We start from the raw sequence: 10,496 nt of genomic DNA on the forward strand, positions 1-10,496 counted from the left end.
ATTTTTTCTTCGCAAAATAATAAAGGATGTAACTATTTTTTGATACATATACTAAAGTGTATATATTATAGTGTACATGACAACTTATTTTAGGATGTAACTTATTAACCTATACACTACAGTGTATATATTCCATTATACATATTAAGATATATGTAATAAAAAGTAGTTACTGTTGCTTATTTTTTATAAAACCAATAGCAGAAGCAAATATTTATATACTTTGTAAGCCTTCTTATAATTGCAAGTGTGTTAAAGATCAAAAATACACTTGTAGGACAAAAGTAATATGGCAACTAAAACAAGTATTAGAAGTGCAGCAATGCAGACGAATGTAAATCAGACAACCATAAAGAACGTATCAGATCTCAAAGAACTGTCTTTAGACGTAGATATTGAAGATAGGACTTTTGGCTCAGGGGATCAAGCATTTACTGTAACTGGTTTCGAAATGGATAATGTTTTTTATCGTATCCCAAAAACAGTACTGAGTCAGATAAAAATGCTGCTAGAGGATGATGTAAACCTTGAGAGAGTAAAGATCAAAAAAGTGGGGACGGGCATGCAGACTCAGTACTTGGTCACACCAATGTGACCATTTTTTTAAAAAAGAGGTGATCTTATAGCACCATTAAATTGTTTCATGGAATCACCGACAATAAGGGCGTATCGTTTAAGAGCGACTAGAATAATGAAACGTGAATGTTGTTATAAACATTGTGAGTTTTGCGGCACTAATAATAAAATTCACGTTCACCATATAGATGGTGATTTTACAAATAATGAATTGTGGAATCTAGTATATCTATGTTCAAAACATCATAAATATTTACATTCTTTATAATGGTGATGAAAAATGGTACAAATACTCAGAACTAACTATGACATTGTAGAAAATTGTAGTAATTGTTTTCTTAGATGGAAATGCAAACATAAAACTTATGACCAGAGCAATGATAAGAGGATGTACTGCACGTTATATCAAGAGGTGTTACAATGAAAAAAGTGATAGGAACTAAACTATTGGAAAAATATAAACCATGTGAAATGTGTAAAAAAGTACTTGTCAAACGTGTTTATAATGGTTTCATTTTTAAACCCGTATGTTGTGAATGTAGAGCAGAATTAAGGCAAAAAGAACAAAAAAATATATAAAATGTATGAGGTATAAATTATGAGGGCCCCTAAAGATAACCCATATGATAAAACAGGTGAAAAACCGAAACGTAATTTTTACGAACAAACTTTTTTTAGCAAAAATAAGATCTATGTTAAAACATTCCAGAGTGGAAATAATAAAATGTGGGTGTATGACAAAAATAAAGTACCTAAAGCCCAGGATGGTAGTTTTATAATAGATAAAAATGTAAAACCAGAAAGAAAAATATCATTTAACAAGTTCAGAAACGAAGCAATACTTATTCAGCGAAACGAAGTAATAAAAAGACTACAAACACAATTCGATCTAAATTATAAACAAGCTATAAACCTATATGAAAAAAATAAAGAGGAAATAAGGATGCAACGAATTGAAGGTATTATGGCACAAAAAGGAATGAATAGAAGTAACGCAATACTTTATTATAATGACCTCGTAGATAGAAAAAAGTTTAGCGAGTTGAAAACCTATGCTAACTCTCCGAACTTAGAAGTAACATATAGATTTTAAAGGAGTTTAAAAATGTCAGCTACAAATAGAGGTTCGTTAAGACAATCTTTTGATCGATATGTTACACCAGAATATACAATAGATATAATGTTATTATGAAATTTGTGTAAGGTGTTACAATGAGAGTTAAATGCAACATGGCATGTATACACATACATCAATGTTATTCACAATACACTATAAAACAAGTATGTAAGAAAATGAAAGAAAAAGGTTTGTGCAAAAGGGTTAAAAAATGAAATGTAAGAATTTTCTTAATATTAGAATGCCTCAGATAAGAGGTAACTATAATATTAATGAAGATCAAAAGATAAGCGTATCTTTTGATACAGAAACCCGTAAAGGAAAACCTTTTTTATTGTGTGACAGCTCTGGAAATGTATTAACAAAACACGAGGATATGATAGATCACCTGTTAAACCAAAAAGACACCTTAAATACATTTTATAATTTGAGTTACGATAAGAACGCAATATTAAAATTTTTACCTAAAGACTGTTTAAGATTTTTTGCTAAATATGACTATTGCATCCATGATAATATTTATTATGGTGGTGTTGGTGCTAAAAGTTTTGACATTGCATATGCTACAGAAACCAACGAAGATAATAAAAGTGTAGTAGACCATAATAACGAATTATACACTATTTCCAAGCCTGTTAAATATTTCGATATAATGCAATTTTTCAAATATGAAAAAAGTACAAAATTGGAATATGTATCTAGTAAATACTTAAATGACCATAAAATTCCTATAGAAGATTTAGGATATAATATTGAAAATTTACCCCTTGATAATACAGTAATAGAATATTGTATTCATGATTCAGAACTTACAAAAGGTTTAACAGATATTGTTATTAATTCCTGTAACCATATAGGTATGCTCTTTAATGCTCCGTATTCATGTGCTTCACTATCTGTTGACTATTTTTACAAAACAAAAACAGATATTAAACCATTTACGATAAAAAACCCTAAATGGTTCTTATTTCAGAGAATAGAGAATGAAATAAGTATTAACCCCAGAAACTACGATATATCTTATTATGCTTATAATGCTTATGTTGGTGGAAAGTCGGAAGTTGTAAAACGTGGGAAATATGATAATGTTTTTGAATATGATGTAACTTCTATGTACCCGTATCAGATGACATTTTTAGAAGATTGCAACAAATTAAAATGGGTTAAAATATCATCAATGAAAGAACTATTAAACTTCGGAATAGAAAATATTGCTTATGGGTTTTTAAAAATAAATGTAGATATTCCTTATAATTATACTAACTTATTACCATATAAAAATAGCAATGTGTTAAAATATACTGTTGGTGAATTGAAAGAATACTTTACAACCATTGAAGAGATCAAAACCTTATGTAATTTAGATATAGTGGATTATACTGATATTGAAATTATTAACGGGTGGATAGGTGTAAGATATGAAGATAACCCAATATACACCCCTTTTAAAGACACTATTAATTTATTATTTGAGCAGAGGGCACAATACAAAAAAACAGATTTTAGAAACCTGCTTTTTAAAATAATTCTTAATTCAATATATGGAAAATTTATAGAGGTAAATCCGAAATATGAACAAAATACAGATATAGACCTGTGTAATATTGATGATTATGCTATAACTGTAGATGATATACTGGTTAAAAATTGGGTATGCGGTAACTACTTTAATCCTATATATGCTTCTCAAATAACTGCTTTAAGCAGGTGTATGGTGTATAATGCCGCAATGCAAAAAGAGGATGCATTTATAGCAACATTTACAGATAGTGTTATATCAGAATCCCAATTGAACCTTAATGAAGGCAAACATCTGGGGCAATGGGAAAGATCAGAAGGTGATCTATTTATGGTAGGTGCTGGGTTCTATGAATTTGAGGGTGAAACTATAGAAACATCAAAATCACGCACCAGAGGAGTACATATAAAGAAAACTGCAAACAGTAATATATTACATGGTCCAGAATTTGATAATATTTTTAATTATGGTTATGAAGAGATAAGGGTAAAAAAGCTAAAAGAATGTGTAATTCAGGATAAATTAGATGATTTTAACACTTTTCAAAAACAAATTAAAATAAAAGATGTAAATTTTGACACTAAAAGAATATGGGATTTTAATTATAGTAACATAGAACAAGTTAGAAAAATACAGTGTAATTCTAAACCACTAAATACAGCAATGCTTTAGAAACATTTATATAGTAATGATGCCTATTATTAACTATAGAAGCGTTGTAATACTTCAAAAAGGATGGTAAGAAAAATGTACACAAATGTATATATTAACTTCAACGAAATAGCAGATAGATATTATATATCTGTTTACGTATCTGAAAATAAAGAAACAATGGGGATTAATCTTGTAACTATAAGATGTAAGAACTATCAGATAGTTAAAGATAAGTTCATATATTGTGATACAGGTGCAACTCATCAAACTATAGAGATCAATGAAAATACAACTATACACGAGGGATAAAAATGTCTATAAACTATTTTGTGGTGCTTTTCGCAAGCACCTTTACAATATTTCTTATTGGAATAATGGCTTTAGGTTTGATAATAACAATGTGAGGTATAAAAATGAAGGATATGATACCAATGGAATATGTTGAATTAAGTGTATATATGGTGTCTGGTGTAATGACATCATTTTGTATTGCGTGGATAATATGTACATTGTATTAAGGTGATCAGGATGCAAGTAGAAAAGTGTTTTAGTGTGTGTGCAGGATGTGGAAAAGAAATAGTGTGTAATTATACACATAAAAATCAAAAACTGTATTGTACAAATTGTAATAAAGAAATATTTTCATATATAATAGTTGATGAGGCATAAAAATGCTTATAATGGATATTTTTTGCGGAACAAAATGTGTTTCAAAGGCAGCAGAAAAAATGGGGTTTGAATCCTATTCTATAGATATAGAACCAAAATTTATACCGTCTAAGGTATTTGATATGCTTGACCCTCTTGACAAAGAGATATTAAATATTATGGAAAAAGCAGACATTATTTTTATGTCACCTCCGTGTAATACCTTATCAATGGCTTGCGGAAACAGGTATTTCAATGCGGACCACTCCCCTAAAGATCAAAGGGGTAAAGATGCGATAGCCTTGCTAAATATATGTGCTGAAATAGCTTCTTATGCAGAACGCAATGATAAATATTATGTGGTCGAGAATCCAAGAGCAAGGGCTAGATGGTTTTTACCTGAATTTAATAGACAAACTGTATGGTACTGTCAGTATGAATGTGATAGAGCTAAACCTACTGATATCTGGACTAATATACCTTTTATAGCAAAAACATGTAAGAACAATAGCCCGACGTGCCATCATAAAAAAGCACCCAGAGGTAGTACAACAGGTACTCAAGGAAGAACAATAGAAGAAAAGTATAGTATACCTGAAAAGTTAATATGTGAATTGATCAGTAATGCAAAAAATAAATATAAATAACATTAAATGCATTATAGCATGAGGTTTAAAAAATGTCAAAAATCCCAATAGAAGTGGTTGAACGATACAATGAACTGGTATCTAGCATAGAAGCAGAAATAAAGAATACTCTTCCGCTACGTGAAAAAAATCAAGCTAAGAACCTGCTTAAAAAGATCAAAGAAAGCAGGATGCCTGATTTTAGCATAAAAGACAATGAAGGGGTTGATATTTCTATCAGTGGCATCCTTAGTAGTTACCTTGAAAATATACCTGATAAAAGAAAAAAGGACAACAGATCTGAGATCACAAAACAGATAAGAGCCATTGAAACCCTCTACCCCGAAATTAAAGAGTAAGATCAACTAAAAGTTATGTGGGTTTACCTCCTTTCCCACATAACCCTTAATTCTTATAATTGTGCATAATCATATTTTGTCTTTTTTGCTGTTGGCACAAAAACCCTTTCTACGACTTCATAAGTGTTATACATATCGAATATTTGAACAGGTAACCTGAAAAATTTTGTCGGTTTTGGTTGTATTAAACCATCACCCTGATTTATACATTCTCTTATTGCTATATAATGTATTTGATAACAATCATCTTTTTCGCATTTCACATACTGTCCATTTTCATAATGACACTTAGAAACCACATATATTTTATGCGTTAATTCTCTAAGAAACTTAGGTATTTTACCGTATGTCTGACTTGTATAATATAGCTTAATATCCATTTTTCTAGTTTGTTTTGCCATATTCATCAAAGCAAGCCCATCGTTTTTCTGGTTCGGCCTTTCATAACACGATATCCATGTGCTTAACTCATCTATAATATATGTGCTGTCGGTATCACCGATAAGATCACCGTCAATATCTGTTTCACCATTGCCCTCTCTCATTTTAACAACAGTTTGATTAAGACTAAATAAATGGTCATATTCAATGCCTTTCAATTTAAAATTTGCTCTTATTTTTCTTCCGTTCAAATAATCCAACATAGCAAGATAAACCATAGTTGCAGTTTTACCATTACCCATATTATAAGAATACTCTTCTCCGCAAAGACATATACATGGCATTTTTTAATTTACCTCCTTATTTTCAATTATATATTTTACAATTTCAAAACAACCAGTACAAACAAAATTATAGAATACTGCAAAACCTACAACAGAAAAAGCACTTAAAAGTAACTCTACTCTTTCAGTTTGCGGGCTATCTAGCATTGCTGTAAATGACAGAATACCGCCACAAATAAAAAGTAGATCAAAAAGGATCCGTTTAGATCTTGTTTTGAGTTTGTTGTCCACCCGTTCTCACCTCTGTATCCGTATTAACCAATGCTGATAATACATATTTGTCCTCATCTCTTCCTTTTCTATCAAGGGCCAAGCCTAATTCCATCCAATGAGGTACATATGCTTTTAAAAAGTCTATTTGTTGATCTTGCATTATTTTTTCTATTTCTTTTTTAGGCTTACCATGTTTAAGTAAAAATCTCTCTGTTGATTCAAAAGGTTTTATTCCTATCATTGCCATTACTGGAATAAGATCCCGCTGCCATGAATTAACCTGAGTTTTGAGGTCTTCTCTACTAATGAATGCTCTTGCTAGTTCTATTTTTTCTTTTTGTACCTCACCTAACATAGCAACTAGCAAAGCATTTGAATCCATTACATTTTGTTGTGGTACATCTCGAAGAGATTCTTCTATAATATTATTAAGTGGAGGTTTATCGTTCATAATTTTAGCCTCCTATGCTAAATGCACCGATCTTATAAGCTATAAGGAAACAAATAAATATACAACCCATTACTGCAAAAAATGTATATTTAATAAATGTTACCTCTTTAGATGCATTGAATTTTGAAAATATCTCTGTATTGAATTTTTGGTAATATTCGTTTGAGTCGACATAATACCTAGTTTTGCCTATATCAATATCGGATTCTGATATTTTTATAGGTTCAGCACAATTGCTCATATAGAATACAGTCTTATTCAGCACTGCACTTTCGGAACATACATACATTTTTTCAGTGCTCTTGATAATGAAATGTTTTTTATTCCTATAGTTACGAACTAATTTTTTTCTATGAGTATCAAGAAAAATACATTCTACGGATTTTGTAATATCCATATAGATATTTCGCAATACTTCAATTATAGTTGGTGCAATAATAAGCAGAAAACCTACTATTCCATATAGTGCAAAATAATTGATTTGTTGCATATTTTTTCACCATCCATATTTTGAATTTAGGTATTTTTCAGCCTCTCTTAAAGATGTGCTTTCATGCAATTTTGTTTTTGTCTTTCCGCTTGCAACTTCGTATACTTTACAACATCCTTTTTGTACATGCAATACTATTTTTGTGCTCATGCGATCACCCATATATTATTTACTACTACTATTCCAGTTATGATTATATTACACAACATGCAAATATTAAAATAATGTTTCATTTCGTTACTAGTACCTATAAATTGATATAATAAGTACAATACTACACAATAACATACTTTTAAAAATACTATGCTTTCAGGCAACATACCTGAAAGAAACGGATTAGCTTCTTTCCCTATTCCAGATGTAAGACTATAATATGTAGTCATTGCATCCGCAATTTGCAGTATTATAGCTGCTATTAATATTCGTTTTTCGTTATTCATTTTTTCCCTCTCTTTGAGCCTGTAATGCAAGGTAACCGTATATACAGGCGAATGCAAGATCAATTACAGAGGTAACATTTATTACTATCTGTAATATCATTACTATGGAAATTAAAAAAATATCCATATTTAGCTTTTTGAATTGTGATAAGTATATTAATGCTATGAGTACATATAAATATGATGTGTCTATCATAATAATCCCCTTGCATACAATATTAATGCAATTACTAGCAATATTTCTAATCCTGCAATTAATGAGTTAATAAAATCATTGCCCACATCAATAGTAAATGCCCTCACCAACCCTTTTAGAGATACAATATTAAACTCATCACCTGTAATTGTATCGTTCATATAGTTATAATTTGTATCGCCAACAGGTTGTGCATTAATAAGAAAATTGAAACCCGCAAAAAGTACTATTAATATGCCCAACGTATAAAAAATGTTCAACGGTTAACTACCCCCTGAACTTAACTTCATAGCTATAAATGCTATTATACATAATACCATAGTATAGAGTATCCACATGGGCAACAGCCCCATTAATGCACATAGACCAACTGCAAGAGGTATTAATACAACCATTGCAGAACCATTGATATTACCGTCTTTTCCTCTTCCAAATTGGAAACCTACTACACCAATTATAATAATTGCAATTAAATAAGGGCTTTCAAGGAAATTACTAACTATATTAGTAGGGTTACTATCAATAGGTTGTGTACCTGTTCCTATAGGGCTATCTTGATCTAATATCAGAAACGTATCAGAATCAATAAAACCTTTTGCTCCTGTTATAGTATTATACTCATATAATTTTACCTTCCATGTACCATTACCCCTTATATTACTAAATTCTACCTGTCCAGAAGTAACATAATCACCTTTCCCAAAAAGACCTAAAGTATAAGATTGATATTTCCATGATGATTTAGGAATATCATAAGAAGAAACAAAAACATCTAATGGAGAGAATATTTCAATCCTGAATTTGTATGTATCCTGAATAGGTTTATTATGTGTATTTGTCCATGTATTTATATAATCTTCATCTATTGCAATACTCCATTTTACATTTACGTTTGACATATTATAATAATTCTCATATTCAGAAGAAACAGCCCCAACATTATAATCTATTTCAACAGGAGTACTACCTTCTTCTTCTGTATAAACACCTCCTGCTCCAGATATTGAACTAAATGTCACTATTTTATCTTGCGTAGTTGCCGCAAAACAAATAATCCCATTAGGTTTTATTATTAAATTACCTGAATCTGTAGAAGTAGGATAATAACCTGTACCATAATATACATTACCTATTGAAGCAGTACCGTTATACTCAATTATTTGTGTTCTTGTATTTGAATATGTTGCGGCTCCTAATATCCAATTATCGTTAGACAATGGAGCCAAATAACTAACAACATTATCTGTACTAAGAATAGCATTATCATATATTTTTGTTTTTGTGTTTGTGCTGGTATATTTATATAAGTCTAAGTTATTGTTGGTATCAATTACAGCAACATATAACCCATTATCATGAACAAAAATATCTAACCTATTTCTGTTTGCTGATGTGGCTATACTTTCAATTTCAGACGTGGAAATAAATTCAGAAGAAACTAATGTTGTACCATCAATTTTATAAACGTTTTTATTGAATGCAGAATAAATATAAATATCGTTGTTACTATCAGCAACAATCCTATTATTATACAATGTTGTGCCTGTAGAAAAATCACCTAAATAATAACCATCTTTGTGATCTTCATCTGCAAAATTAAGATCACCAAATGCTCTTTGATATGGTGATGATGGTATTTTATATGCTCTTCCATCTACCAAAGATACATATATCCAGTTTTTAGTATTATATATACTTACAACATCCGTTGGAAAGTCGGTAATAGAGTTAACGGACATACCAGAGCCAAATATATCTGTACTAATAATGTCATTATCTGAACCTGCTAATATTATCTGGTCAGGATCACCTAGATATCCTGATGGCGCAACACCATGCGCTACACAATGAAGATCAGTAACAGATATTTCTATACCACTAACAATAGAAACAGAAAAAATACAAAAAATAGCTAAAAATATAAAAGGTGATATTTTCATTTTTATCACCTTTACAGATCGTTAGAGAATTTACCAATTATACCGATCACGATAAACAGAGGAAGAAGAGCAACAAGGGTTGTTTCTGTAGTTCCCCATCCTGTAGTATTCATGTTGGTAAGGCTGGTTATAATTGTTGGTAAAAGCGCAGATACGAAAACAGCACCGACCAGAAGCGCAATAATACTGGATGTAGACATTACTGCCGCCTGATCTTTTGTAATTGCACCGGTCTTAAGAGCATATCTTTTCACAAAATTCATATTCAAAACACCTCAATTTATTATAATATTGTATTTCATGATATATATAGTTTAGTATAGTAATAGATACCTGTTACATCCTAAAATAAGTTGTCATGTACACTATAATATATACACTTTAGTGTATAGGTTAATAAGTTACATCCTAAAATAAGTTGTCATGTACACTATAATATATACACTTTAGTATATGTATCAGAAAATAGTTACATCCTTTATTATTTTGCGAAGAAAAAATAAATAGCGGGCGGCTCTGTAACTGTCTAAAAAAATTAGGGA

17 protein-coding genes are annotated in these 10,496 nt (G+C 30.4%); 7 read left to right on the forward strand and 10 right to left on the reverse strand.

From position 1 onward, the window contains the following. Positions 1-322 precede the first annotated feature (322 nt). The 7 genes from KO361_05955 to KO361_05985 all read left to right on the forward strand — a co-directional run bounded on the left by KO361_05955 (position 323) and on the right by KO361_05985 (position 5,499). On the forward strand, positions 323-595 hold the full coding sequence (locus KO361_05955) for a hypothetical protein (GenBank protein MCC7575107.1): 273 nt from the start codon (positions 323-325) through the stop codon (positions 593-595). Between the two features lie 401 nt (positions 596-996). Next, positions 997-1,155 carry a hypothetical protein gene (locus tag KO361_05960; GenBank protein ID MCC7575108.1) on the forward strand — a complete coding sequence of 53 codons (159 nt, stop codon included), beginning with the start codon at positions 997-999 and terminating at the stop codon, positions 1,153-1,155. A 19-nt stretch (positions 1,156-1,174) separates the two neighbouring features. Continuing rightward, positions 1,175-1,669 (forward strand): hypothetical protein, encoded by a 495-nt coding sequence (locus tag KO361_05965; protein MCC7575109.1) that lies wholly within the window; start codon positions 1,175-1,177, stop codon positions 1,667-1,669. Between the two features lie 235 nt (positions 1,670-1,904). Continuing rightward, positions 1,905-3,884 carry a hypothetical protein gene (locus KO361_05970; GenBank protein ID MCC7575110.1) on the forward strand — a complete coding sequence of 660 codons (1,980 nt, stop codon included), beginning with the start codon at positions 1,905-1,907 and terminating at the stop codon, positions 3,882-3,884. 75 nt (positions 3,885-3,959) lie between these two features. Then, positions 3,960-4,175 (forward strand): hypothetical protein, encoded by a 216-nt coding sequence (locus KO361_05975; protein MCC7575111.1) that lies wholly within the window; start codon positions 3,960-3,962, stop codon positions 4,173-4,175. Between the two features lie 362 nt (positions 4,176-4,537). After that, on the forward strand, positions 4,538-5,161 hold the full coding sequence (locus KO361_05980; GenBank protein ID MCC7575112.1) for a hypothetical protein: 624 nt from the start codon (positions 4,538-4,540) through the stop codon (positions 5,159-5,161). Between the two features lie 32 nt (positions 5,162-5,193). Then, positions 5,194-5,499, forward strand: a complete 306-nt coding sequence (locus KO361_05985; protein MCC7575113.1) for a hypothetical protein — start codon at positions 5,194-5,196, stop codon at positions 5,497-5,499. A gap of 53 nt (positions 5,500-5,552) precedes the next feature. On the opposite strand, the gene KO361_05990 is transcribed toward KO361_05985, so the two are convergent. Genes KO361_05990 through KO361_06035 form a run of 10 tightly spaced genes read right to left on the reverse strand, consistent with a single transcriptional unit; the run spans position 5,553 to position 10,217 of the window. Then, on the reverse strand, positions 5,553-6,182 hold the full coding sequence (locus KO361_05990) for a hypothetical protein (protein ID MCC7575114.1): 630 nt from the start codon (positions 6,180-6,182) through the stop codon (positions 5,553-5,555). 45 nt (positions 6,183-6,227) lie between these two features. Continuing rightward, positions 6,228-6,455, reverse strand: a complete 228-nt coding sequence (locus tag KO361_05995) for a hypothetical protein (protein MCC7575115.1) — start codon at positions 6,453-6,455, stop codon at positions 6,228-6,230. Then, on the reverse strand, positions 6,427-6,888 hold the full coding sequence (locus KO361_06000) for a hypothetical protein (protein MCC7575116.1): 462 nt from the start codon (positions 6,886-6,888) through the stop codon (positions 6,427-6,429). The genes KO361_05995 and KO361_06000 overlap by 29 nt, the downstream gene beginning before the upstream one ends. A 4-nt stretch (positions 6,889-6,892) precedes the next feature. After that, positions 6,893-7,378, reverse strand: coding sequence for a hypothetical protein (locus KO361_06005; GenBank protein MCC7575117.1), 486 nt, complete (start codon positions 7,376-7,378; stop codon positions 6,893-6,895). A 6-nt stretch (positions 7,379-7,384) separates the two neighbouring features. Continuing rightward, positions 7,385-7,528: a hypothetical protein gene (locus KO361_06010; GenBank protein MCC7575118.1), complete on the reverse strand. Its 144-nt coding sequence runs from the start codon at positions 7,526-7,528 to the stop codon at positions 7,385-7,387. Then, the gene (locus KO361_06015; protein ID MCC7575119.1) at positions 7,525-7,818 is read right to left on the reverse strand and encodes a hypothetical protein; all 294 of its coding nucleotides are present in this window, start codon (positions 7,816-7,818) and stop codon (positions 7,525-7,527) included. The genes KO361_06010 and KO361_06015 overlap by 4 nt, the downstream gene beginning before the upstream one ends. Next, positions 7,811-8,014 (reverse strand): hypothetical protein, encoded by a 204-nt coding sequence (locus KO361_06020; GenBank protein ID MCC7575120.1) that lies wholly within the window; start codon positions 8,012-8,014, stop codon positions 7,811-7,813. Before KO361_06020 ends, KO361_06015 begins: the two co-directional genes overlap by 8 nt. After that, positions 8,011-8,256 (reverse strand): hypothetical protein, encoded by a 246-nt coding sequence (locus tag KO361_06025; GenBank protein MCC7575121.1) that lies wholly within the window; start codon positions 8,254-8,256, stop codon positions 8,011-8,013. The genes KO361_06020 and KO361_06025 overlap by 4 nt, the downstream gene beginning before the upstream one ends. Before the next feature lie 21 nt (positions 8,257-8,277). Next, on the reverse strand, positions 8,278-9,954 hold the full coding sequence (locus KO361_06030) for a hypothetical protein (protein ID MCC7575122.1): 1,677 nt from the start codon (positions 9,952-9,954) through the stop codon (positions 8,278-8,280). Positions 9,955-9,965: 11 nt separating this feature from the next. After that, positions 9,966-10,217 carry a hypothetical protein gene (locus tag KO361_06035; protein MCC7575123.1) on the reverse strand — a complete coding sequence of 84 codons (252 nt, stop codon included), beginning with the start codon at positions 10,215-10,217 and terminating at the stop codon, positions 9,966-9,968. Positions 10,218-10,496 lie beyond the last annotated feature (279 nt).

It is taken from the genome of Candidatus Woesearchaeota archaeon (assembly GCA_020854775.1).
Taxonomy (GTDB): Archaea; Nanobdellota; Nanobdellia; order Woesearchaeales; family 21-14-0-10-32-9; genus 21-14-0-10-32-9.

Excerpts from the sequence above, each read along its gene's own strand:
- KO361_05955 (MCC7575107.1), top strand. The coding sequence starts at position 323 with ATGCAGACGAATGTAAATCAGACAACCATAAAGAACGTATCAGATCTC.
- KO361_06000 (MCC7575116.1), bottom strand. The coding sequence starts at position 6,888 with ATGAACGATAAACCTCCACTTAATAATATTATAGAAGAATCTCTTCGA.
- KO361_05980 (MCC7575112.1), top strand. The coding sequence starts at position 4,538 with ATGCTTATAATGGATATTTTTTGCGGAACAAAATGTGTTTCAAAGGCA.
- KO361_06005 (MCC7575117.1), bottom strand. The coding sequence starts at position 7,378 with ATGCAACAAATCAATTATTTTGCACTATATGGAATAGTAGGTTTTCTG.
- KO361_06020 (MCC7575120.1), bottom strand. The coding sequence starts at position 8,014 with ATGATAGACACATCATATTTATATGTACTCATAGCATTAATATACTTA.
- KO361_05965 (MCC7575109.1), top strand. The coding sequence starts at position 1,175 with ATGAGGGCCCCTAAAGATAACCCATATGATAAAACAGGTGAAAAACCG.
- KO361_06015 (MCC7575119.1), bottom strand. The coding sequence starts at position 7,818 with ATGAATAACGAAAAACGAATATTAATAGCAGCTATAATACTGCAAATT.
- KO361_05970 (MCC7575110.1), top strand. The coding sequence starts at position 1,905 with ATGAAATGTAAGAATTTTCTTAATATTAGAATGCCTCAGATAAGAGGT.
- KO361_06010 (MCC7575118.1), bottom strand. The coding sequence starts at position 7,528 with ATGAGCACAAAAATAGTATTGCATGTACAAAAAGGATGTTGTAAAGTA.
- KO361_06030 (MCC7575122.1), bottom strand. The coding sequence starts at position 9,954 with ATGAAAATATCACCTTTTATATTTTTAGCTATTTTTTGTATTTTTTCT.
- KO361_06035 (MCC7575123.1), bottom strand. The coding sequence starts at position 10,217 with ATGAATTTTGTGAAAAGATATGCTCTTAAGACCGGTGCAATTACAAAA.
- KO361_05985 (MCC7575113.1), top strand. The coding sequence starts at position 5,194 with ATGTCAAAAATCCCAATAGAAGTGGTTGAACGATACAATGAACTGGTA.
- KO361_05960 (MCC7575108.1), top strand. The coding sequence starts at position 997 with ATGAAAAAAGTGATAGGAACTAAACTATTGGAAAAATATAAACCATGT.
- KO361_05975 (MCC7575111.1), top strand. The coding sequence starts at position 3,960 with ATGTACACAAATGTATATATTAACTTCAACGAAATAGCAGATAGATAT.
- KO361_05990 (MCC7575114.1), bottom strand. The coding sequence starts at position 6,182 with ATGGGTAATGGTAAAACTGCAACTATGGTTTATCTTGCTATGTTGGAT.